Annotated in this window: 29 protein-coding genes and 3 pseudogenes; 2 read left to right on the forward strand and 30 right to left on the reverse strand. The window is 50.7% G+C overall.

Going from position 1 to position 19,883, the window contains the following annotated elements; genetic code table 11:
• Positions 1-7: 7 nt before the first annotated feature.
• The 26 genes and pseudogenes from WFN75_RS09765 to WFN75_RS09890 form a co-directional block, all read right to left on the reverse strand.
• On the reverse strand, positions 8-409 hold the full coding sequence (locus WFN75_RS09765; protein WP_336996094.1) for a phage minor tail U family protein: 402 nt from the start codon (positions 407-409) through the stop codon (positions 8-10).
• On the reverse strand, positions 406-984 hold the full coding sequence (locus tag WFN75_RS09770; RefSeq protein ID WP_336996095.1) for a phage tail protein: 579 nt from the start codon (positions 982-984) through the stop codon (positions 406-408). The genes WFN75_RS09765 and WFN75_RS09770 overlap by 4 nt, the downstream gene beginning before the upstream one ends.
• A 9-nt stretch (positions 985-993) precedes the next feature.
• Positions 994-1,236 (reverse strand): DNA breaking-rejoining protein, encoded by a 243-nt coding sequence (locus WFN75_RS09775; protein ID WP_336996250.1) that lies wholly within the window; start codon positions 1,234-1,236, stop codon positions 994-996.
• Positions 1,237-1,261: 25 nt separating this feature from the next.
• Positions 1,262-1,588 carry a DUF2190 family protein gene (locus WFN75_RS09780; RefSeq protein WP_316389661.1) on the reverse strand — a complete coding sequence of 109 codons (327 nt, stop codon included), beginning with the start codon at positions 1,586-1,588 and terminating at the stop codon, positions 1,262-1,264.
• 83 nt (positions 1,589-1,671) lie between these two features.
• Positions 1,672-3,687 carry a ClpP-like prohead protease/major capsid protein fusion protein gene (locus WFN75_RS09785; protein ID WP_336996096.1) on the reverse strand — a complete coding sequence of 672 codons (2,016 nt, stop codon included), beginning with the start codon at positions 3,685-3,687 and terminating at the stop codon, positions 1,672-1,674.
• Entirely contained in the window at positions 3,632-5,131 is a 1,500-nt protein-coding gene (locus WFN75_RS09790; protein WP_336996097.1) for a phage portal protein, read from the reverse strand. Before WFN75_RS09790 ends, WFN75_RS09785 begins: the two co-directional genes overlap by 56 nt.
• Positions 5,128-5,343 (reverse strand): hypothetical protein, encoded by a 216-nt coding sequence (locus WFN75_RS09795; protein ID WP_001704123.1) that lies wholly within the window; start codon positions 5,341-5,343, stop codon positions 5,128-5,130. The genes WFN75_RS09790 and WFN75_RS09795 overlap by 4 nt, the downstream gene beginning before the upstream one ends.
• Positions 5,340-7,442, reverse strand: coding sequence for a phage terminase large subunit family protein (locus tag WFN75_RS09800; protein WP_336996098.1), 2,103 nt, complete (start codon positions 7,440-7,442; stop codon positions 5,340-5,342). The genes WFN75_RS09795 and WFN75_RS09800 overlap by 4 nt, the downstream gene beginning before the upstream one ends.
• The gene (locus tag WFN75_RS09805) at positions 7,442-7,930 is read right to left on the reverse strand and encodes a DUF1441 family protein (protein WP_286933689.1); all 489 of its coding nucleotides are present in this window, start codon (positions 7,928-7,930) and stop codon (positions 7,442-7,444) included. Before WFN75_RS09805 ends, WFN75_RS09800 begins: the two co-directional genes overlap by 1 nt.
• A gap of 390 nt (positions 7,931-8,320) precedes the next feature.
• Positions 8,321-8,515: pseudogene (locus tag WFN75_RS09810) on the reverse strand (glycosyltransferase family 2 protein); the annotation flags it as partial.
• An 11-nt stretch (positions 8,516-8,526) separates the two neighbouring features.
• A complete protein-coding gene (locus WFN75_RS09815) occupies positions 8,527-8,916 on the reverse strand; it encodes a hypothetical protein (protein WP_286933690.1) in 390 nt (129 codons plus the stop codon).
• 489 nt (positions 8,917-9,405) lie between these two features.
• Positions 9,406-9,864 carry a hypothetical protein gene (locus WFN75_RS09820; protein WP_286933691.1) on the reverse strand — a complete coding sequence of 153 codons (459 nt, stop codon included), beginning with the start codon at positions 9,862-9,864 and terminating at the stop codon, positions 9,406-9,408.
• A gap of 102 nt (positions 9,865-9,966) precedes the next feature.
• Entirely contained in the window at positions 9,967-10,188 is a 222-nt protein-coding gene (locus tag WFN75_RS09825) for a hypothetical protein (protein ID WP_207293398.1), read from the reverse strand.
• Positions 10,189-10,346: 158 nt separating this feature from the next.
• A complete protein-coding gene (locus tag WFN75_RS09830) occupies positions 10,347-10,610 on the reverse strand; it encodes a hypothetical protein (RefSeq protein ID WP_286933692.1) in 264 nt (87 codons plus the stop codon).
• A 129-nt stretch (positions 10,611-10,739) separates the two neighbouring features.
• A complete protein-coding gene (locus WFN75_RS09835) occupies positions 10,740-10,928 on the reverse strand; it encodes a hypothetical protein (RefSeq protein WP_212477840.1) in 189 nt (62 codons plus the stop codon).
• A 106-nt stretch (positions 10,929-11,034) separates the two neighbouring features.
• Positions 11,035-11,502: a lysis protein gene (locus tag WFN75_RS09840; protein WP_212477839.1), complete on the reverse strand. Its 468-nt coding sequence runs from the start codon at positions 11,500-11,502 to the stop codon at positions 11,035-11,037.
• Positions 11,499-11,975, reverse strand: a complete 477-nt coding sequence (locus WFN75_RS09845; protein ID WP_286933693.1) for a glycoside hydrolase family 24 protein — start codon at positions 11,973-11,975, stop codon at positions 11,499-11,501. Before WFN75_RS09845 ends, WFN75_RS09840 begins: the two co-directional genes overlap by 4 nt.
• A 3-nt stretch (positions 11,976-11,978) precedes the next feature.
• Positions 11,979-12,254 carry a phage holin family protein gene (locus WFN75_RS09850; protein WP_286933694.1) on the reverse strand — a complete coding sequence of 92 codons (276 nt, stop codon included), beginning with the start codon at positions 12,252-12,254 and terminating at the stop codon, positions 11,979-11,981.
• Complete coding sequence (locus tag WFN75_RS09855) at positions 12,251-12,652, reverse strand: putative holin (RefSeq protein ID WP_212477837.1); 402 nt, start codon at positions 12,650-12,652, stop codon at positions 12,251-12,253. The genes WFN75_RS09850 and WFN75_RS09855 overlap by 4 nt, the downstream gene beginning before the upstream one ends.
• A gap of 127 nt (positions 12,653-12,779) precedes the next feature.
• Positions 12,780-12,968 carry a hypothetical protein gene (locus WFN75_RS09860; protein WP_286933696.1) on the reverse strand — a complete coding sequence of 63 codons (189 nt, stop codon included), beginning with the start codon at positions 12,966-12,968 and terminating at the stop codon, positions 12,780-12,782.
• A gap of 326 nt (positions 12,969-13,294) precedes the next feature.
• A complete protein-coding gene (locus WFN75_RS09865; RefSeq protein ID WP_286933697.1) occupies positions 13,295-14,116 on the reverse strand; it encodes an antitermination protein in 822 nt (273 codons plus the stop codon).
• 17 nt (positions 14,117-14,133) lie between these two features.
• Complete coding sequence (locus tag WFN75_RS09870; protein ID WP_286933698.1) at positions 14,134-15,141, reverse strand: DUF968 domain-containing protein; 1,008 nt, start codon at positions 15,139-15,141, stop codon at positions 14,134-14,136.
• Positions 15,141-15,497, reverse strand: coding sequence for a RusA family crossover junction endodeoxyribonuclease (locus WFN75_RS09875; RefSeq protein ID WP_207291859.1), 357 nt, complete (start codon positions 15,495-15,497; stop codon positions 15,141-15,143). Before WFN75_RS09875 ends, WFN75_RS09870 begins: the two co-directional genes overlap by 1 nt.
• Entirely contained in the window at positions 15,494-15,700 is a 207-nt protein-coding gene (locus WFN75_RS09880; RefSeq protein WP_286933700.1) for a hypothetical protein, read from the reverse strand. Before WFN75_RS09880 ends, WFN75_RS09875 begins: the two co-directional genes overlap by 4 nt.
• A 130-nt stretch (positions 15,701-15,830) precedes the next feature.
• Positions 15,831-16,076 carry a hypothetical protein gene (locus WFN75_RS09885; RefSeq protein WP_207291861.1) on the reverse strand — a complete coding sequence of 82 codons (246 nt, stop codon included), beginning with the start codon at positions 16,074-16,076 and terminating at the stop codon, positions 15,831-15,833.
• A gap of 40 nt (positions 16,077-16,116) precedes the next feature.
• Positions 16,117-16,350 (reverse strand): DinI-like family protein, encoded by a 234-nt coding sequence (locus tag WFN75_RS09890; protein WP_207291862.1) that lies wholly within the window; start codon positions 16,348-16,350, stop codon positions 16,117-16,119.
• Positions 16,351-16,772: 422 nt separating this feature from the next.
• Between WFN75_RS09890 and WFN75_RS09895 the strand changes: the two are divergent.
• Both WFN75_RS09895 and wcaA read left to right on the forward strand, forming a co-directional pair.
• Positions 16,773-17,084, forward strand: a pseudogene (locus WFN75_RS09895) (pentapeptide repeat-containing protein); the annotation flags it as partial.
• 9 nt (positions 17,085-17,093) lie between these two features.
• Complete coding sequence (gene wcaA / locus WFN75_RS09900) at positions 17,094-17,978, forward strand: colanic acid biosynthesis glycosyltransferase WcaA (protein WP_286933988.1); 885 nt, start codon at positions 17,094-17,096, stop codon at positions 17,976-17,978.
• A 90-nt stretch (positions 17,979-18,068) separates the two neighbouring features.
• Here wcaA and WFN75_RS09905 read toward each other — a convergent pair.
• The 4 genes and pseudogenes from WFN75_RS09905 to WFN75_RS09920 all read right to left on the reverse strand — a co-directional run.
• A pseudogene (locus WFN75_RS09905) lies at positions 18,069-18,297 on the reverse strand (DNA cytosine methyltransferase); the annotation flags it as partial.
• Positions 18,298-18,352: 55 nt separating this feature from the next.
• Complete coding sequence (locus WFN75_RS09910; protein ID WP_207291864.1) at positions 18,353-18,607, reverse strand: hypothetical protein; 255 nt, start codon at positions 18,605-18,607, stop codon at positions 18,353-18,355.
• Between the two features lie 521 nt (positions 18,608-19,128).
• A complete protein-coding gene (locus tag WFN75_RS09915; protein WP_286933703.1) occupies positions 19,129-19,455 on the reverse strand; it encodes a hypothetical protein in 327 nt (108 codons plus the stop codon).
• Positions 19,452-19,871: a hypothetical protein gene (locus WFN75_RS09920; RefSeq protein WP_336996099.1), complete on the reverse strand. Its 420-nt coding sequence runs from the start codon at positions 19,869-19,871 to the stop codon at positions 19,452-19,454. Before WFN75_RS09920 ends, WFN75_RS09915 begins: the two co-directional genes overlap by 4 nt.
• Positions 19,872-19,883 lie beyond the last annotated feature (12 nt).

Consider the following 19,883-nt stretch of genomic DNA (forward strand, 5'->3'; position numbering starts at 1 on the left):
GTACCTCTTAAATTGAATAGGTGATTAAGTACGTGAAATCGACTGAACCCCAGGTGGCCATTTCATCATCCCGCTGATAGTCATAACCCTGCGGGGTGAACGTCTCAACCAGTTCGGTCAGAGCCGGGATGAAGGCCATTGCCGGATACACTTTCTCTTCCATCCAGGAATCAAGCGCGCTGTCGGGGCTGGAGGCTTTAAGAAATACCTCGATGTGAACAACCGCCTGCCACGAATCTTCATCAAGCGAATCGCCGGTGTACTCCGCGTCAGAAAGGTAAACAGCCACGGCAGGGAGATCCTGCTCTTCAAGAAAAACAGGGCGCCCGTCAAACCAGGTGACGGTGTCGGTGATATCGGCTTTCAGTTTTGCAAGAATGGCTGCACGAATTGCGCTGTGTCTGTTCATCGCTTCAGGTGGATTCTCAGTTGGTTTTTCAGGGCTGCGGAAAGTTCTTTGGGCATATCGCTTTCAATAAGGCGCTTTGAAATAGCGGTGAATGCCACAGTGAGCGGTGTCTCAAGAGGAACTTTGACCACATCAATCGGATAACGGGCCTGACCTACGCGCCGCATGACCTGCCAGCGCCCGTTGGCAAGCTGTTGAATAAAAGCGTTACGAAAGGTATAGGGGCCGATTTTGAGGACGCTACCCGCTCCGTTTCTTGCCCCTTTTTTACGCGAGAGCCGGACGCGCGCCGTGCCGAGCTTTATCGCAGGAAGATTACCGCGGTTGATTTTTATCGACGCGACCGGGCGATCGTGACGGGCCTTGCGCAGACGGGAACGCTGGCGGACCAGACGAACCGGAAGCCCCTTCTTCCGGTTATCATCAACTGTTGCTTCTTTCGCTACAGCTTTGCTCCCCTGGCTTATCGTTCTGCTGGCCATCCGGTTAAGCGCTTTTGCGGTTGCCTCAGGAACGATTAACCGGCTGAGGCTGTTCAGGTTCTGAATAGCCCTTTCCAGTCCTTTCACGGACATAGCGCCTCCTCATTCGAGATGGATGCGGGGTTTTCCGTTGAACATGTCATAGCGGGTAACGTTCAGGTTCTTACCGTCGTAGTCGACACTGTCGTTTCGGCGTGGCTGGTAAAGCTCAGAGAAAATCACCAGCGAAGTACCTGTTCCCGACAATGGCCCCATTTCCTCCAGCTGCTCGGCGGGAACAACGTCATAGCTGCTGCCATTGATGATCGCTGTCTTTCCCATCTTTTTTATGGTGGCCGCGTCCATGCGCGCCGCCATCCGGTCAAAGGGGTTAGGCATTGATCTTAACTTCAACAACGGTGGTGCTTGCCCCTGCCTCTTCCCAGGCGATACCTGCGGCAACGGCATCCGTTTCTTCGATCGTGATTTTGCCGTCCTTCAGATACACCTGCGCCCCGGCAGTAACTGCATCAGCGGGGACTTTTGGCAGGAGGAATACCCCTTCAGTAATGCCGTCCCCGGTATCGCCGACAGGAATATCAGTAATCGCCACAGCGATAAGTTTGCCAACCACAACCGGATCGCCGCTTTGAATGTCGGTTGTACCACTGTTTACCAGAGGGATCGTTTTCCCGTCCTGCGCATAGTTCTTAGCCATAACTTCTCCATTCAGCCCCTTGCGGGGCTGGTTTCAGGTATAAAAAAAGCCCTAACGGGCATCTGTTTGTCAGGACTGTATTTTTACTGACCAGAGGATTTGGTCATGCCGCGATAGTCCAGCGGAGCAACACCGGCATCAATGCGCACTTTCGTGGCGATACCATCAGTGGTGAAGCCTTCCTGCTGATCGATGTATGGCGTGTCGACGCCGTTGAGATAAGCGACCTCAATGGTGTCGGTGCCCTTCGCGGCAGCCAGATACCAGGCTTTCGCGTCAGCTTCATCCAAGCGTGGTTCGGCAATGACCTCTGCAAAGTTCTGGATAGGGTTTACGATCCCGGCATTGATGTCTGCACCTTTAACACTGGCCGACTTGATAGTCTGATTCGCCAGAGTTTCCAGGCTGACGGGCACCAGCATGTAGGCCGGACGGATATTCAGGGTTCGCTCCCCTTCCTTCTGAAGACGCATCAGCTTGCGCGATTCATCCAGGTTTGCCACGGAAATTGCGCCCGAACTCAGGTTTTTGTGATCGGCATGGAACAGCGCCTTCCCGTCGGAGAGTTTCGGGTTTTTGGTCAGGATGGCGTAAACCAGATCGCCAATCGTTGCTTTCGCCGCGCGCCCCATCTTCATCGGTACGTCGGTGAGCTGGTTCAGATCGTCGTTAATGATCGCCTGGCGGGTTACAGAGAAGATTTCACCGTAAGTGGCAAGCGCGATAGTTTCGCCTTTATCACTGGTGGTGATGTACTTGTACTCCGCCCCTTCGCGAACCTGTCGCAAAGAAGGGAAACCACCCATGCCGACACGATGCGCCGTTTTGAAGTCTGACAACTGGCCTTTTTTGGTCCACTGCTCGAAGGTTTCCTGCGCCTCGTCCCAGCCCTGAATCAGCGCTTTGTTCGCAACATCGAGCAGAATGTTGCCGAAATCAGAAGTGCTGTGGGTCAGCGCCAGGCCAACCATCTGCATCGGATTGTAGCTGGCCACGCCAATACCTTTTTCTGTCAGAGCCATACGCGCATACTCGCGCAGCGTCATACCGTTATAAACGTTATCCCGTTCCTGACCTTCGAACCCGGCACGCGCCATTAGTGCCTGGCGAATACCGTCCGCTACAAAGTTACCGTTACCCGCATGAATATGCGGCTGGGTGGTTTTATTGGATGGGGTAGCCGTTTTACCGAGTTCTGCCAGCAGCAAATCTTTCGCCTTATCGATGGAACAATCAGGGTCAGCCACACACTGATTCTGCAGTTCCATGTGTTTATTGCCGAACATGGCAAAGAGATCGCCGATAGCGTTAACTCGGGCTTTCTGCTCAGCCATCACCTGCGCACGAATGGTATTTTCATCCGGCGTCGGGTCTGTTTTTGCCTGCGGTGCCTGAGGCTGGGTAATAACCGGGTCACGCTGGGTAGTGTTGCGCGGCGGGGTGATCATGTTGCGAATGCTTTTTGGCATTTTTTCAAATTCCTCAATACGTTTTGAATGAATACAGGCCATAGCCTGAAGGGATGGTGTCACCTGGTCGGCAAAACCCAGCTCAAGGCACTCGCTGCCGTTCATCCAGGTTTCGTCTTCCAGCATTGCCGCAATTTCATCGGTGGATTTTCCGGTTTTCTGCGCATAAGCCGGTATCAAAACGGATTCAACCTTGTCGAGAAGATCCGCATAGTCGCGCATATCGCTCGCGTCACCACCAGCAAACCCCCATGGCTTATGGATCATCATCATCGTGTTTTCAGGCATGATGACCGGATTGCCTACCATAGCGATCACTGACGCCATTGAAGCGGCCAGACCGTCGATATGTACGGTAATCGCCGCGCCGTGGTGCTTCAGCGCGTTATAGATAGCAATGCCGTCGAAGACATCACCACCGGGTGAGTTGATATAAAGGTTGATGTGGGTGACGTCCCCAAGTGCCCGGAGATCATTGACGAACTGTTTCGCCGTTACGCCCCAGTACCCGATTTCGTCATAAATAAAAATGTCGGCCTCGCTGTTATTGCTGGCCTGCATGCGGAACCACGAATTACTTTTTACGCTGGCTTTCGGACGGTGGCGCGCCCGGTTCTTTGGCTTCGGCACTGGTGCCTCCTTTATCATTGGCGGGGTCTGTGTCAAACACCAGGCCCTGTTCACGGTTCTCGTCAACCTCCGCTTTACGGCGTGACTTAACATCATCCGGGTTGCGACCGCTGGCACGTATCCAGTCGGATTCAGTAGCAGCACCGCCGCGGATCTGCGTTTTCCAGGCATTCGCTTCTTTAACGGGGTCAATCCACGGCATAACGGGCCCCGAATAGACCGCGTTATACAGCGAGTCCATATCGATGCCTCTCGGCAGCTTGATTTCTCCGGCAGCAATAGCCATCTTCAGCCAGGCCCGGTACATGGGGCGGGTCACTGAACCGATGAACCAGTCCTGAAGAATCAGATATCCGTCGGTTGACTCGACAAGCTCCTGCCGCTGGGCACTGTACGTGCCGTTGTAGTTTCTGGATGTGCTGGAAAAACTGAGGCGACTGCCGGCGGATACAGCACGCAGCTGTCCGTTACGAAACGACTCGAGATTAGGGTTCGGGCGATCGGATTTAATCATCCCGATTTCTTCCCCGGCCTGCAGCTCGTCATAGAGCATCCCGGGCTGAATCATCAGCTCGCGGTCATCGCTGCTGGAATCAGACTCGAAGCTCTGTCCGTCGCCTTTTTTGATATACATGCCGAGTGCAGCAGCAATTCTTGCTGCAGTCAGCTCAGAGTCCTCGTACTCTTTCAGCGCGCTCAGCCGCATCAGGACACCTGACAAAAGAGATGTCCCACGGGTCTGGTGCAGGCGTCGGGTGAATTTGAGATGAAGCATGTTCTCTGCATCTATCTCTTTGGTATCGAACTGACGCCCGGACACCGGCAGGCTTTTATAGACCTGATATTTTTTAGGCCGTCCCCAGCTATCGACAAAAACACCCTGATTGAGCTGGGTGGCGGCATCGCTGTTCATTGGCACGAAGTCCGGCTCCAGCGCTTCCAGCCAGAACGGTACGCCAGCAACGGGCTGAAGACCATTTCCGGTACCACGAACCAGCTGAGCAAATACCTCACCGTCCCGGAGCCACGTTCGCAGCATCAACCGCTCCAGCATGGGGCGGGTAAACTGGGTTGTAACATCGGGTCTTACGGACCATTCGCCCCACTTTCTGCGGATATCAGTGGCCAGTTTTTTAGCGATCTTCCCGTTACTCAGCATCGGATGCGGTTCAACTATGATGCCCTTCGCACCCACCACCCTTTCTTCCAGCTTGTCGAAAACGCCGATCACCAGATCATGGTTGTTGTCCAGCCAGCGCGCCTGCTGCCTCAGTGAAACCGCCCCCATCTGGCTGAGCTGATCGGCAGAGCGATTTTCTTTCTGGGCTTTGTGGGTACGCGTTTGCTTAACCGCCTCATACGCCTTAATTACCGCACGGGCACGCAGGCGTGAGGCTTTCCAGCCTGGCGAAAAGACGCCAATCGCATCATCTAAAAAACTCATCCAAACCTCGCCAGCCTGTAGCCGGGTCGCCCGCGGCGTTTATTATTGAGCGTTGCCAGTCGGCGCTCCCATTCCTGACGGCCTTTTCTGATTTCCGACAGGTTTTCGAGCGTCATCTGCTGCCCGTTGAAAGTGATTGATTTACCCTCCAGAACAGACAGCTCGGCTGCGGCGTAGCGGTCGATCATGTTTTGAATATCTGCTGGATTCACACCCAACCTCCTGACGAAGACCACGGATTAGCCTGCTCGGTTACGGGCTTCTCGCGTTTTGGTTTTGATTTTGATTTCGGCGCAGGCGACGGGGATGGCACTTCGCCAGTTTCCGTCTGCGTGTCCTCGATCCACGTTTCCCGCCGTGCCCACTCAGGAGCTGACGGCCATTTGATTTTTTCGTAACCACTAAGGATGGCGAGCGCGTCGGCATAAACGAGCAGGTCGAATGCTTCGTTTGCGCCCCGCCCGGGCTTACTCCACTTCCCTTCATTCGAACGTTCCTCATACGTCAGTTCGTCATAGAACCAGCTGCCCAGCCAGGCGGGAAAATGCACATAACCAGGGCCAGGTGAATCCCGCCACAGCGCATTATTCACCCGGTCTTTGAGGGCATCAGTCTGGAGAAGATAAAGAGGCACATCACCCGTCGCCTGTGCGCGACGCGTTGATCTGCCCGTATTATCAGGAAATGTTCGCTGGATAAGTTTGCTACGCCTGACGCTGTCACCCTTGAAGAGATAGATACGCTTACCCAGCCCCTCGCGGCGACATCTTCGCCAGAACTTGTAGGCATTATCCGTCACGCCGTCCTCGCCCCCGGAGTCCACAGCCATCGACATAAGCCGCATGCCCTTTGACGGGTCAGACGCGAGCGGCCACGTTTTATCAAAGACATCGGTGAGTAAAAGATCCCAGTCCTCAGGGTAGCTTGCCGGATCCACCTGAATGCTCTCCCCGTTGCCGTCGCAGCGCAGCGAATACCGGATGTTGTAACGGTCAACTATCCAGCGCTCCCCCATACTTCCATAACCCGTGACCTGCACAACAAAGCGCCTGTTGCGCCCGGCCTGTACGTCAACGGTCGCGGTGAGAAATTGCACGCCATCCGGTACCGAACGTTTAGGGACATCTTCGGCACGCTGCTCGAGCAATTCACTTTTGCGCTGCTCCATGCTGGCCCGAGGCAAATAGGGCCTGCCGAAATCGGTGTTGATAACCGTCTTCAGGGTTTCTTCACTGCGGGTGGATTCATATTCCTGCTCGGCGGTCAGGAATTTATAGATAAGCTGCGACCAGGTCTGGTAAGCCGCTGCCGGACCTTCCATCCAGAAGGAGGCAATACGGGAACGTCGGCCATCACCGCTTACCTGCCCTTTACTGTCGATACTCTGCCCGTCGCGGAGCCACACACATTTCATGTTGAGCGCACGCTTCATATCCGGTGTGATCCTGCCCTTACAGGCCGGGCACTGTAGAATCGCCGCTTCGCTGGCAAGCACAGGATCGCTGCTGTCGCGATACCCGGTCATATTGTCCATTTCCGGCTGGAAATATTCGCCGCAATGCGGACACGGCCAGTACAGACGGCGACGGTCGCCACGGTTATAGAGCGATAATATTCCGGTAGTTGGAGGGGCTTCATGGGGCGTGGAACGCCGCCATTTTGTGTCTCTGATATCCCGCCCGGGCGAGCTCTCAACCAGCGTCATCCCAGAGGACATGAATGTCGTGGTACGCTTCGACGCCAGTGAAAAAGCGTCGCCTTCTCCGTCGATATCTTCCGGAAAGCGGTCGTAATCCGTCAGCGCCACACTTTTATAGTCAGAGGACGACATGATGTTGACGGATGGCCAGCCCAGTTTCAGATAATAACCGGCGCGGAAAGTACGATCGTAAACGTTATTATCGTTACGCCTTGGGCTCAACCGGGTTTTCACTTCAGGGCTACAGCGAAAAGTTCGGTCCAGACGCTTTTTCGAATGTTCACGCGCCTTTTCCTCTGAAACCTGAATAACGAGCATATCTGCCGGGTCGCAAACGACGTTATAAACAATCCAGCCATCAATAAGCCCGATGGTTTTACCCGTTCGCGCGGGGCCAACAAAGACCACGGCATCATATTGGCGTGATGCCAGGCAGTTCATCGGCTCAATAACATAGGGCGCCAGATCGGGGTCCCACGGTACAGAGTTCCCCGCTCCCATTGGCACACGCATATATGCGCTGACCGCATCGGCCACATCCATGCGACGCGGCGCGCGAAGGATGCCGGAAACATCCCGGCGAATACCGCATGCCGATGCACGCTTTGCCATCACTCCTCCTCGGTATCGGCCTCCTCTTGTTCTGCGTCCTGGACTTTCTGAGCCATCTGATCACGTAAGTCGTCAATCACACTTTGGACCCGCGACACCGCCGCTGGTGGCAGCGCGCAGTCGCGCTCAAGAATGTCAGGTAGGGTCTCAAGCACCATGACGACTGCTTTAGCCATCAGTGAAAATTCTCGCGCCACTTCATCAGCGGGTATCAACTGCCCGGTATCCTGTTCGAACTTAAGGCGTTCATTCTCTGCCTTCCAGTGCGCCAGCCTGTCGGACGGTTGCATGTCTTCAAGGCTGGAAGAAACTGTTGGGATCATCAGTTCGGTCAAAATGTCGGTGATGAGGTAAAGCTTGAGTTTGCTATTACTGCCCGCTGCAGGTTCGATATTTTTAAGCCTGGCGGCTACTGTTTGGCGATGCACATCAGTGATGGCAGCAAGCTGGTTGATATTGAGTTTAAGAGAAGCTATTTCCTGGTCCATGATGGTGAACACTTTTTAAACAAATCGACATCTTTAAAAAATGGTCCTCAGATAAAACAAAGACCTACCTGCATGATGATGATGCCCCTGGATCCGAAAAACTAGCCGTTTCCCGCGAGCGCGCCGCCCCGTGGTAGGCCACCCCGCCGGGAGGACCCATCAAAAGCTAATGAAAGTCATTTTCATTTGATGCGGGGTGTGGTCCACGCGAGATGAAAGCCATAACAGCCCTTCGAACAATCCCAGCTTTCTATCCCCATAAGGGGATAGGGGATGGGCTGGATTCTTCACGGAGTTATAGATGCGCTCACAAGTCATTCCTGCTCCGTAGATTTCTTCAGCTCGTCAAGCATGGTATTTAGCTTCTTCTGCAAGGCTTCCAAGCACGCCGTCGAGCACTGCCGCTGCAGGTTTTGAACCATCATCAATAACAACCACCAGCGCACCGGCTGGCAGGTGCTTCATGTGCTGTTCAAGCGCTCGCTTCAGAGCTTCAGTACGCTGGTGGGTTGAGATAGCAATGCCAATCCGTGATGAAATGACGCTGGCGGGGACGTATGGGACACCATCAATAATGACCTGCATACAACCTCCTATCAGCGGCCACGCAGATTCCAGATTAGACCGCCAGGCTGACATTCTTCCTGAATGGCTTTTCGAACATCCAGCCTGTCGATTGCCTGTTCTATGGCAGAGGTATCAATCTCAACGCGAAGCATCATCGAAGAGCAATATTGCTGCTTTCCAAATCGCGTATTGACCAGATGTTCAACGGCAAATTTCTGCCCTTCAGGGGTCAGGAAGGTGAAGTGTTTTTCTTTCTGGTATTCCGTAGCTGTATGCCTTGTTTCTGCAAAGCCCAGTTCGCGAAGTTCGGCAGTACCGGATTTAGATGGCAGATCACCAGACACAAGAGCACCACGATAAAAAAGCGCGTAAAGCACATCAGAAGCAGCACCAGAGAGCGTAATGATTTTGTTACTCATTGAATGTTTCCTTTTAGGCGTGAGCCTGTCGCACGGCAAAGCCGCCGAAAGTTAACGGTTTGCCCAGGCTCACAACTGAAAGACTTTCTTTGATGTGCGCGTGCGATGCGCATAAAAAAAGCCACCAGCAGATGCCAGTGGCTTGGGCGTGGTAATCAGGAATGGATTCGAACCATTGAGCCAGAAGATATTGGTCGTCTGCACCACCCTCCAGCTTATAGCAGCGTCACGCTTCGTCCGGATCGGTATTACCCGACATCTCGCGCACCTGATTAATGTGTTTCGACATTATCACAGGCACTAAGTGAATGCCTGCTGTAATGCCTATCTCTTATTGAGGATATTTGGTTGATTATCCGCTGAATGGGATAAAGCAATTATGATGAGACTGCCCATGTTGATGGCAATAAAAAAGCCACCAGCGAAAGCAAGTGGCTTATCAAGTTTAACGAGAGGTGTCGTTATTGGCGTGGCGGACCAGCAAACAAACTATTTACTCAAAGTATGAATCGCATCCTTAAGGTTCGAATCGATTTGATCCTTTGCTGAATTCACGCTGGTTTCAAACCATCTAATTCCATCGATACCAAACTCATGTCCGGGGCAAATGTCATTTAGCATGCTCATTTTAACCTGCAGAGTATCTTTTCCATTCAATCCTTTGAGCATGCCATGCGCAAGGACAGGCGTAAGCTGCATTTCTTCCAGACTTAATCCGTATGAATTCATTACATGATCAGAGAGAGCGGTCATTAGTCTGGGTGAGCTGACGCCTCGCTCCATAATCGCCGCAACGATGATGCTTGTGCAAACTATATGCAGCGTAGTCTCATCAAAGCGCTCTCCAGCCGTTAATTTACGGAAGGAGGCCCTCATGGCAGCCATCAAGTCTGTGACATGATTTTTAACTTTAACTGCAGCGGGACCACGTTTCAAAATTCCAATCACCGTTTTGCCTCATTAGCCGTTGAACTTGGCAACAGCTTATCAGGGATATCATCCGAGGATATTCTTTTCCTGTAAATGAGGAAGCGAACTGATTGCTTAACGTCAGCGCTTTTGGCCTTTAGCTTTGACCTCTTCTACTGACTTTTTAACGATGCCACATACTTCTTCAGCACCATCTGGACAGTAATGGTTGTACTTTCCGCCCTTACTCATTTCCCGGCGTACGTCATTCACAACCCCATCCAGGCTCAGACCTGAGTCCTCATTAAGAGACAGGACTACCAGTAACGCCTGCTTAAGGTATTCCTCTTTATCGCTTTGCATAATTCAGCCTCGCTCATAGTTGTAAGCCTTAAACGTAGACTAAAAACCCCAGCCATTTACTCCTAATGCAAACCTGCAGCTAGAGGCATTATCAATGTCCACCGGTAGATGAGCGTTGTAATGGCAATAATAAACCGCCCGTAGGCGGCGATTACTGTTCAAAGAGTTGAGTTCTTAGTTCTGAATATTGTGTTTGCTTCTTCACACTTTGATTGTAACTGCACTAGCCTTTCAGCTATGTCACTGCTTGGGCAGTTCGTTACTATGCAATACCCCTCAACCCACGCCTTATCAACACTTTTTGTGAACAGGCTTTCGAATATCTTTACCCAGTCACTGCTTGGTACACGCTCCAGCTCAAAGAACTTTAATGCACCACTCCCACGTTTTGTTCTGTGCTCATCAAATCCCAGGATTTTCATTCTTCATCTCATCGTTGTTTACTGGGAAAATTTTTAGCACTTATCTGAGGTTTTTTCTAATTACCAAAACTTATAGGCATCACTGTTTTCCCATTATCAAGCCCACCAGCAGATGAGCTTTGTAATGACTTAACCCAGCTTAGCGCGTACCAATGCGTCTTTGGCCTCTAGCAGTTTGCGCAGGCCTGCTGCCTTTTCTGCGCCGTCCGGCAAGGTTTCATCCATCAGCGTCGCAAGATCGCCAATAGGCTTACTCACTTCTTGCAGGTGTGCCGGAAGATGCTGGTACGCAAAATACTTCATGATCGGAGATGACATTCTTAACCCTCAGTTAGTAAAAATCCCCGTGTTAAGCGAGGCCGTGAGAATTTGCTACGTTTAAAGTCCAGAGGAGAGACTGTGTCTGAACCTCAGGGATGAGGCTCTATTTCAGGCACTGCGTACGGACATATTCCTGCAGACCTGTCAGTTGCTTGGTTGCGGTTTCGATTCGCTGTCTGAGGGTGAAATAATCCCGTTCAGCGGAGTCAGTAAGTCTGGCGCTGGTTGCATCATCCATGCCGGAGGTTCCGGTGGAGTTAATCTTGCAGGTTGCGTTGAGTTGCAGCCGCTTACGCCCAGCAATGACATCGCTATGCAAACGCTCAATGGTTTCTTTCGCATCTACGAGTTCCTGTGTGTATTTGGCATCCAGCGCGGCCACATCACGCTGGCGCACCTTCATGTCATCAATGGTGTCATTAGCCTGACTCAGCTTGTCAGTCGCTTTGTCGCGCTGGTCTTTATAGGTGATGGCGTTGTCGCGATAGTGATTAACAGCCCATACCAATGAACCCAGCAGCACTATGACCACAATCGGCAGCCATAACTTCCTGATAACGGCGCCGATCATGCCTTTGGCTCCGCTATAAAACCACCAGCCTCTTTGAATTTCTTCAGGAGGTTTTCAACCTTGTGCTCATGCTGGCCATAACCTGCGCCGGGCAACGACGCCCAGATGTTGCTGCAGCGGTCAATGGCCTGACGGATATAGCCTTCGTCGATGAGCTGCAGGGCGCGGCGTTCTTTAATCTGCTGCAATGCCACCGCGTCCTGGCTGGCCGGGGAGAAATCCCTGAGGCCAAGCTGCGACCGATAAGCATCCCAGTAGCGAGAAAGCAGCTGGTAGCGGCCGGCAGCAGTAGATTTCAATCGGGGGTTAAGGGTGATCAGTTTGCGAGGGTGATCTGCGTAGCTCGTAAAGAGTGAGCCGCCCACAATCACGTCATAGCCATGGTTCTTTGTTGGCTGACCTGGCTTATCGGTTCCCTCTGACCATGCGAGCATGTCCAGGAAGGCTTTACGCTGTGCGTTGAGAGCTTGCATGATTTACTCCGAGATAACGACCTTAGCCAGATTCCCACGCGCCAGCCATACCGCCATGCAGATGACGGAGTTCAGCAGCAGATCGCCGAGATTAACCTGTACGTAATGGCCGAAAAGAATGCTGAAGGCGTTGAATCCGGCGGCAAGGATGATCAGGTAGGCCAGCACCGCGACACTCAGGCGATAACGCTTCCCCTCTTTCCGGAAAAACATCAGCCTGACCATGATTAACAGGCAAACTATGGCGTTTGCATTCATCAGAAGAAGTTGCCATGTCATTTATCTTCCTCCCCCAGCCCTGGCATCTTCCCGCTTTTGGACTTGCGAAGAATGCGCAGCAGGACTGCCACGGAAATGGAAGCGGTAACGATGGCGCCGACAGCTGGGGATACCTCGATGCTGGCCGGTGGCTTCATCAGGCTTAATGGCGTGTTTATGATTCCGGCCATGATTTTTGCCATGGGCACGGAGAAGAACACGCCACTGATAAATGATATCAGCGCAAAGATAGCCTGCTTCCAGAGTTGATGGGGGTCTGAGGTCAGAACGTATAACGCGGTTCCGGCAAGCGATCCGAGCATCACTGCAGGAGTCGCCTCCGGAAACAGCGTGGCAAAGGTTACACCGACAGAAGACGATGTAAGACCAACGCCTACGATAGTTGAGGTCTCAGGCATAATTATTCCGTGTGTATAGGATCAGGCCCTCGGGCTGCATTTAACAACGAAGCCATCTGATGTTGATTCCCAGGACCTGAAAATGAAAAAGGCCGCCTAAAGGCAGCCTTAAAATACGTGTATATATTTAACATGGCGGAGCAATGGGACCTTGAAGAATCTCAGCTTCGCCGTCATCGCAAATATCATAACCTTGAGTCAGTTGCCATATACCCCTGATAATCCGTCCTGTTCGGAGATCTTCCGTTTCGCCATCTGCGTAAAAGGCTACCTGAACCCTGCCATTGTGTTTTATCCAGTAAAAACCTTCTTTCATACCTTACCCTCCCTCACTAACGATAGAGTGTAGCCATTCTGTTTACGGGCTTGTGTGAGGGATACTTAATTATGAATAAAGCGATGCACTGATCCGCGCTCAGTAATGATCAGCCCACAGAGACAGTCACACCGACCGTTCCCTATGGCTCACCCCTGAAAGGCTCTGTGGTTGAATTGCGCCGAGCGTGGCGCGGAGAATTGCAGGCATAAAAAAAACCGCTCGGTGGCGGGTTTCTTAACTCTGAACATACAATGCCCATCGTTAACGTCAAATTTACACAAAAACGGCAACTTTGCAAGTAACGTGACGCTAAATAGTGATATTTATATCGTATTATGCGCTCTTGTTACTTTCTTCAGTTCAGCATCAGCATTGCTTTCTTCCTGAAAACATTTCGTCACCAGGCTTTCATAGAACGGTTTCCAGCTGTAGCGCCAGGTGCGATCTGGAAGGCTATCCAGCTCAGCCAGAACGCCGCGATACGCCACCGATGATTTCGGCCTGCTGTACCCTCTTCCCTCACACCGTTTGCACTCCTTATAAACGGGTACGCCCTGGAAATCAGTTTCTTTACGGTCGAGGGTTTTTCCCGTTCCTCCACACTGGCAGCGCTTACTCAGTTGGCCCGTGCCGTTGCAGTTGCCGCACAGCTGGTGGTCCACATCCTTAACCTGACGGGTGACCTCAAAGTCAGATGGAGACTGGCCCAGATCCTTAGCAAACTGAGGCAGGCGCATCGTGTAATGGCTTTTGGTAATCACGCTGATTTTGGTGATGATGCTTTTGCCCTGGCATTTTGGACAATCGACACTGTCAGCAGCTGATGAGGCGTAGTCTTTGAAGGCGAACCGGGCGAGAATCCGCATGCACAGCGGGAATTTTTTACCAGCAGCTTTACGTACCGCCATAGGAGCATGCGCTTTAGCGTATTCCGATAACCAGGATATCGCGGCCTCCTTATCTTGTGGACTTATTCCTGCCTTTCCCAGATACATGGCAAGGCCAATGCCGGCGTCTGCCTGAGTCATGCCCAATGCCGCCATGATATCGGTTACAGTTAACTGATCGCCAGCTGTTGCGCGGACGCTGTCCGAAATGTGCATTCCTTTAGGTGCAAAAAACTTTAATACGCTGTCGAGATTCATCGTATTCTCCAATCCGTCTACGCCAGAACGCCGAGCGCATATGCCCGGTCCAGCAAATTAATAATCAGTACCGGTTGCGCGCCATACTTGCGCTCAAATTCAGTTGGGTCGTTATGCAGTTCGGTGTGATGGATACGGCAGAGCGGGATCACAAAAATGTCGTGCGCTTTCGTTGCCATACCACCCTGCCCCCAGCCGATTAAGTGATGGGGGTCATCAGCCTGCTGACCACAACAGGCGCAAGGTTGGGTTTTAACCCAAGCAAGATAATTACTGTTCTCCCAGCGGATGCGCTTGGGGCGCTTCATGAAGGTCAACGGCGATTCAGGTTCAACAACTGTGACAACTACGGGTTGAGGAATAGGCATTTCAGCCACTTTGTCAGCGATAATGCTGGTGGCCGACACGCTCGGGACGATGTCACTTTCCCGATTACTCATCTTCTCCTGAGGTAATCGAAGGACCTTACGTGCGACGGACTCTGGCAGCTCTCCGAAAACGCCCTTAATGACAGCCCACCAGCACAACTCAGACAGGGAGATCTGGCGTGTCTTGTCCAGCAGAAGCGTGTAGCGGATAGTGTCCAGAATCCAGTCGATGAGGTTTTGACGAGCCAGCTCTGCCAGCGCTTCTGTATACTGCCCTCTCAATAAGTTGTCACAGTAGCCGCACAACCGCAGCGCGCTTGGTTCCTGTCGCAGGATGGTCATTTCGTGATAGTGATAATCGCTATGTTCGTTCTGGCAATGCCCAGAGCTACTCCTGAGTAACCAGTTCTCAAGACTTGGCAGCCCACCAGCTGCGTAAATCACTTTCTCCGAATGGAAGAATTGGATCAGATCCTGCTCGAAAGCCAACGGCTGCAGAGCATCGGGAACCCGGCCAGCTGGGTAGCTTTTCATGCTTTCAGGCTGGCGCTCCACCAGAACCCTGCCACCGCTGAAAAGGCTCATTAGTTCACTGCCCGGCTTAAGCAGAACCACACCAAGTTCCCGGGCAATAACTGGCTTTAATAACCCTCGCATCAGTTAATCTCCCGAATAATGATTTGCCCTACTTCTCCCCAAAGTTTCGTTACGCGTGAATCCCAGATATGGGCATCATCCTCGAATAGAGCATCCAGCAACGCCTTTTCCAGATTGTCCTTATCGGGCTTGCTCTGGTGAGGCTTACCGTTCATTTCAGCGCGTTTCTTCTTGCTCCAGCTCTTGGGCATGGGGAGGATGAACGTAACGTGGGAGTTTGCCTCAGGCAGCTTAACTCCAAGCAAACGGACGTGATCGCAGAATGCCCGGTACCGAAGCACTTCTGGTCGTTTCTTCCACTTGTCTGCGCGGGTCATGCGTGGCTTGCCCATCGGCACTACGTTATAGATTTTCATGAGTGACCCCACGCACGGGAACGCATGCTTTGTACTGTTTTTGGGTTGGACTTTTGCTGGGGCAGCTCTGCGCTTACGGTCCAGTATCGCGGATCCCTGTCGAGGGTTTTCTCTACGCGAACGCCTTTTTCGCGATAGCGCTTAACCAGCTCCTCTGCTTCGTCTGTAGTCAGATTGGTGTGGGTGAACCAGCTCTTTTTCATGCCTGCCCCCGTAAAGCTGCAGACAATAAAAAATCGCTGTCCCCGGATGGGGTCAGTGGTAAGGTTTTATTGATTGGTTTTTGCGCCATGGTATCTCTCCAGTGGCGCAGCAGGTATAGGTTGTTCAGGCCTATGAGGGGAGTGTATCAGAGTTTAGAGAAACGCGAATACCCGCCTTCTCCAGCATCTGTGTAAAGAGTGTTGGTGTGCCTACTATCTCATCTCGCTGGAGCGGCATGAAGGATACTTCATCGCCACGCCTGTACATCAGCGCTCGCTCACATTCTGGAAATGATTGCAGTCGTGCAACGATAACCCCATCGTGACACCTAATAACCGCATATCCCTTTTTTGGTAATTCTTCTTTTTGTTTCACCAGTCCCCCCTTCAGCCTGGAAAAGTCATTGAATGCTGTATTAATAAAACCAGTCGTCAGCGCTTTCCCAGGTCTGCTGGAGGATTTCTTCAACTTTCGTTTTAACGTCTTTCTCACCACCAGAAACACTCAACCCATCCATACCTGCGCGCCGAATAGTCACCGAGCAATCTTCAAACTCATTCTGTAATCGTTTAGATAGTTCTGTTTGAAGCGCCGGGAGCGCGCCATCTGGAAGTTTTTTAGTCCGATCAATGGTTAAATCAACTTTCATTTTTCCCTCCTCGCTGAAAAACTGTATATTTATACAGTTACTTTATAAACCTCTCATTTCTGGTTTGCAATAATTTCGGGGCATCAAATGCGGTTTGTATTGATGAAGATAAGGACGCATCGACCATGTTTTGTTAGAAACCCCAGGAGATCCTTGCACACAACGTACGCCTCGCTCCATGTTTGGTTACTTATCGATCAGGCTGTTTCGGAAGCATTGTCTTCTCGAGTGGTCAAGGCCAAGAAGTTACATAAAATTTAACCTTAAGTTGCTTTATTGTTAAGGCAACATGATCGTCTTTCTTTGTAAGTTCCATGGCATATATCCTAAAAATTATTGGCATGATTGCTGAACAGCAACAGCAGTGTTTAACTGTGCAGAATGTTTGTTATATGCGCTTACATAAAGCAAAAAATTTAAACATGAACAGCAAAAAAGTGGCACAGAGAAAATTGCTCAAACATCACAATAAATCTTTAAAAAATCCAGACTATTATTCAGATCTAGCAGGCGCTGACTTGCGTTTTATGGACCTCCGGAGGCTAAATTTGAAAAATATCAACTTATCCGGAAGTGACCTTTCTTTCAGTGATCTACGTGGGGTTAATTTCTCATTTGCCAATCTTAACGGGGCTAATATGAGTCACTGCAATACAGAGGGGGCTATCTTCGATCATGCGGTTTGCGCTGGCGTTGACTTCTCTGGAAGTAATATCAAAGCCGCAAGTTTTACTGGTGCATTGATGGATAATGATTACGTGCCGGAGGCTACGTTGACCGCTACACCTCTTATCACTGTTTACATGCCGACATGGAATCGTGAAGCGCTGACAATACGGGCTATAAATTCTGTAATTAGGCAAGATTATATTCATTGGGAACTTATCATTATTGATGATTTTTCCTCTTCTTTTGAGAAGCTGCAGGCATTTGTTGCTGAAATTAAAGATCCACGTATAACCTATATTCGTAACGAATTTAATTCGGGTGCCTGCGCTGTCCGAAATCAGGCCATAAAAATGGCCAAAGGCTATTTGATTACAGGCTTGGATGATGATGACGAATGGCTACCTACCCGTCTTTCGTCGTTTGTTGCCTATCAGTACAAGCTTGAGACTCACGCATTTTTGTATGCAAATGATTACCTATGTGAAAGCAATAGTTATCAAAATTTAAGCGAATTGAAAGATTATCCTAAACCCGCATACAAAAAGAGCCTGTTTGATAAAAGAAATATAATTGGCAATCAGATCCTGACATTAACCGACAGACTGCGTAAAACATTGTTTGATGAGAATTTAAGCGCAGCGCAGGATTATGATGCTTTTTATCGATTGGCTGAAACATATGGCGACCCATTCAAACTGGATGACATTACTCAAGTGCTTTATGTAAATCATGGAGAAGCTCGAATTACATGCTCAGGGAGAAAGTTCGCAGGTTATCTGGATTTCTATCGAAAGCATAAATCTAAATTAGATGCTTCCAGTAGAAAATATCAACTCTTTACCCTGTACTATATCCGTAATAAAAGCATGAGTTCGCGAACGCTGATGAAATTGATGACACTTCGCAATATTAAAAGATATCTGATGATGTATTCCAGTTTTAGAAACAGAAAGTTCTAACTGCCTGATAAAAAATATCGTTTCCTCCACCGTTTCAAACGGACAAAGCGCTAAAATGTAGCCGCGACTTCGCGGCTACATTTTAGTCAATTATGTCGCATTCTTAATGATGCGCATTTCTGGCATGTTGTCCTTACCCGTGCTTCAGCAAACGGCCCTAGTACTGAATTGCCACACCGGGCAACTTGCTTATCCTTCGCATACTTCATACCACGATAGTCTCGGTCGATGATCTACCACTCCGGGAAACCTCGGGCGTGGCACAGCTCTGCAGCATGCGCATACTGATATCCACAATACGGTACTCCACGCTCATTATGATCCCATGACTTTTGCCATCCAATTATTAAAACCGAATTTAGCTTTTAGAACCTTTAAAGCAGGTTTCCTGGTATTGGCTTTGGCTGTTTGGTATCGATCAAGCTTTCGACCTGCAGCGAGTCCGTCGCTTTTCCGATTCCTATCGCATAGGTTTTTCCATTGTATTCATGCAACACAACATCAAAAACACGGGCCGCATTAGCGGACTGTACCGTCACTTCAGTCACCAAAAACTTTTTATTCGGATAATCATACATTTTTACTTCGCCAGTCAGTCCATTTCCGATTAGTAAAATATCTACTTCCATACGAACCTCACAATCAATTTCAGATTTTTGTTAAAACTACCACAGCCTAATAGCTACAGTGATGAACTAGTAGAACACTTCACCAAATAATTTTTTCAAGTGGGGATTCATTCTAAGATACTCATCCCACGTTAACCCCAAAGCGGCCGCTATTTGACGATAATAAATTTCTTGTTGACTAGACTGAATCTTAATGAAATTAGCCATAAACCCTCCTTTGTGAAAGAGAGCACATTTTCCCTCTTCCGCTCTAAGTGTCTATTTGGGGTTTGTCATTCAAGAGACAAAGGCAACCTTATTCAACACATCCTTCTCGCAACATGTAAGACTGGCTTACAGGTTCGGCACCCTGAAGCATGGCGGCGCGGTAAGCATCCAGCGCAGCGCCAGTGTGGTGCAGTCCAGCCGATCGCCCAAGCGAGTGAACATCTTCGCCATATCGATGATCGGCGTGTCGCTGCTCATCGCCTTCGCAAACTAATGACCAACCGCCACCAGCTGTTTGTTGTTCAGTGAATCGTTCATACCCGCGCCCTCCCGAAAATTTTGTGTACCTGATAGCCCAGCCAGTTCTGGCGACAGACCTCTGTAATACTTGGCTGTTGGCGCTCCACCAGCACCACCTGCAATGGCTTGATGCGCTTCTCTCCACCCGGCAGCATGACGAATACGGGGTGCCGTGGTTGGCCAATGTTCTTAACTGCTCCTGCTGATACAAGATGCTCAAGCATGCGACAGGCCTTTTTGCTGTCGCAGTCGAGCAATCGGCAAACCTGACGCGGTGTAATCTCACCACCGGACTGGATAGCGCGAATGATTGTCCAAAGCTTATTGCTGGCCATATTCATGCTCTCCTCGCCATGCGCAGGCATTCATTGCGGGCTTTGGCTATACGTGCCACTTCAACTGAGCTGCAGGCGATGCTGAACATGTCGGTATAAACACCAGCTGCACGGCGCCATAAACCCTTATCAGCCAGCGCCTTCGCTTTCTGTTCAGCTGCCATGATTCTCGCCGGATCACTTTTCAGGATCATGCAGGGCAAGATAACGTCTGGAATGTCTGCATCGGGCGCAGCCGTGTAGACGAACTGCACGCTGTTTCGGGTGCGGATGATTACACCCTCATCACTCAGCTCCCGCAGCAATTTGCCAGCGGTGGCGCCAGCCATGTCCAGTGCATCGGATACGTCGCCTACGGCGCAGTTCGGTCGATAGCGTACAAAAACCGCCACCTGTTCTTTTTGGGTTAACTGTTTGGTCATTGGTCAATACTC

The sequence above is a fragment of the Leclercia sp. UBA7405 genome, from assembly GCF_037152215.1.
GTDB classification, from domain to species: domain Bacteria; phylum Pseudomonadota; class Gammaproteobacteria; order Enterobacterales; family Enterobacteriaceae; genus Enterobacter; species Enterobacter pneumoniae.

Excerpts from the sequence above, each read along its gene's own strand:
- WFN75_RS09825 (WP_207293398.1), bottom strand. The coding sequence starts at position 10,188 with ATGCAAAGCGATAAAGAGGAATACCTTAAGCAGGCGTTACTGGTAGTC.
- WFN75_RS09775 (WP_336996250.1), bottom strand. The coding sequence starts at position 1,236 with ATGGACGCGGCCACCATAAAAAAGATGGGAAAGACAGCGATCATCAAT.
- WFN75_RS09910 (WP_207291864.1), bottom strand. The coding sequence starts at position 18,607 with ATGGAAGTAGATATTTTACTAATCGGAAATGGACTGACTGGCGAAGTA.
- WFN75_RS09770 (WP_336996095.1), bottom strand. The coding sequence starts at position 984 with ATGTCCGTGAAAGGACTGGAAAGGGCTATTCAGAACCTGAACAGCCTC.
- WFN75_RS09855 (WP_212477837.1), bottom strand. The coding sequence starts at position 12,652 with ATGCCTGAGACCTCAACTATCGTAGGCGTTGGTCTTACATCGTCTTCT.
- WFN75_RS09870 (WP_286933698.1), bottom strand. The coding sequence starts at position 15,141 with ATGCGAGGGTTATTAAAGCCAGTTATTGCCCGGGAACTTGGTGTGGTT.
- WFN75_RS09890 (WP_207291862.1), bottom strand. The coding sequence starts at position 16,350 with ATGAAAGTTGATTTAACCATTGATCGGACTAAAAAACTTCCAGATGGC.
- WFN75_RS09805 (WP_286933689.1), bottom strand. The coding sequence starts at position 7,930 with ATGGACCAGGAAATAGCTTCTCTTAAACTCAATATCAACCAGCTTGCT.
- WFN75_RS09790 (WP_336996097.1), bottom strand. The coding sequence starts at position 5,131 with ATGAGTTTTTTAGATGATGCGATTGGCGTCTTTTCGCCAGGCTGGAAA.
- wcaA (WP_286933988.1), top strand. The coding sequence starts at position 17,094 with ATGGATAATGATTACGTGCCGGAGGCTACGTTGACCGCTACACCTCTT.
- WFN75_RS09880 (WP_286933700.1), bottom strand. The coding sequence starts at position 15,700 with ATGAAAAAGAGCTGGTTCACCCACACCAATCTGACTACAGACGAAGCA.
- WFN75_RS09815 (WP_286933690.1), bottom strand. The coding sequence starts at position 8,916 with ATGAGTAACAAAATCATTACGCTCTCTGGTGCTGCTTCTGATGTGCTT.
- WFN75_RS09835 (WP_212477840.1), bottom strand. The coding sequence starts at position 10,928 with ATGTCATCTCCGATCATGAAGTATTTTGCGTACCAGCATCTTCCGGCA.
- WFN75_RS09845 (WP_286933693.1), bottom strand. The coding sequence starts at position 11,975 with ATGCAAGCTCTCAACGCACAGCGTAAAGCCTTCCTGGACATGCTCGCA.
- WFN75_RS09840 (WP_212477839.1), bottom strand. The coding sequence starts at position 11,502 with ATGATCGGCGCCGTTATCAGGAAGTTATGGCTGCCGATTGTGGTCATA.
- WFN75_RS09830 (WP_286933692.1), bottom strand. The coding sequence starts at position 10,610 with ATGAAAATCCTGGGATTTGATGAGCACAGAACAAAACGTGGGAGTGGT.
- WFN75_RS09915 (WP_286933703.1), bottom strand. The coding sequence starts at position 19,455 with ATGAATATGGCCAGCAATAAGCTTTGGACAATCATTCGCGCTATCCAG.
- WFN75_RS09860 (WP_286933696.1), bottom strand. The coding sequence starts at position 12,968 with ATGAAAGAAGGTTTTTACTGGATAAAACACAATGGCAGGGTTCAGGTA.
- WFN75_RS09780 (WP_316389661.1), bottom strand. The coding sequence starts at position 1,588 with ATGGCTAAGAACTATGCGCAGGACGGGAAAACGATCCCTCTGGTAAAC.
- WFN75_RS09850 (WP_286933694.1), bottom strand. The coding sequence starts at position 12,254 with ATGACATGGCAACTTCTTCTGATGAATGCAAACGCCATAGTTTGCCTG.
- WFN75_RS09920 (WP_336996099.1), bottom strand. The coding sequence starts at position 19,871 with ATGACCAAACAGTTAACCCAAAAAGAACAGGTGGCGGTTTTTGTACGC.
- WFN75_RS09800 (WP_336996098.1), bottom strand. The coding sequence starts at position 7,442 with ATGGCAAAGCGTGCATCGGCATGCGGTATTCGCCGGGATGTTTCCGGC.
- WFN75_RS09765 (WP_336996094.1), bottom strand. The coding sequence starts at position 409 with ATGAACAGACACAGCGCAATTCGTGCAGCCATTCTTGCAAAACTGAAA.
- WFN75_RS09875 (WP_207291859.1), bottom strand. The coding sequence starts at position 15,497 with ATGAAAATCTATAACGTAGTGCCGATGGGCAAGCCACGCATGACCCGC.
- WFN75_RS09865 (WP_286933697.1), bottom strand. The coding sequence starts at position 14,116 with ATGAATCTCGACAGCGTATTAAAGTTTTTTGCACCTAAAGGAATGCAC.